The sequence below is a fragment of the Streptomyces tricolor genome, assembly GCF_002155905.1.
GTDB classification, from domain to species: Bacteria; Actinomycetota; Actinomycetes; order Streptomycetales; family Streptomycetaceae; genus Streptomyces; species Streptomyces tricolor.
Map to the genome: position 1 here is coordinate 1 of NZ_MUMF01001072.1, position 272 is coordinate 272.

Annotated in this window: 1 protein-coding gene; it reads right to left on the minus strand. The window is 73.9% G+C overall.

Annotated elements, in window-relative coordinates; genetic code table 11:
* A partial coding sequence (locus tag CCN44_RS42795) for a methyltransferase domain-containing protein (RefSeq protein WP_167404100.1) occupies positions 1-272 on the minus strand: 272 nt, incomplete at both ends.

Sequence of the window (272 nt, forward strand, 5' to 3'; positions counted from 1 at the left end):
CGGCCAGCTCCCGCAGATCGAAACGGTGCCCGGTGAAGTGATGCACCATGCGCATGCAGGCGTTGCCCGGGTCCTGCAACAGAACCAGCAGCAGCCCGCCCGGCGCCACCCACTCCAGGATCCGCGCCACCGTGGCCGCCCACCGCACGCGGGGGACGTAGTACAGCACGTGGGACAGCAGGGCCAGATCCGCCCGCGCGTCGACGCGGGCCGCATCGACCGCTTCGCCCACCACCTCCGCCTGCGGAACCGCCCGGGCCAGGGCGCGCCGC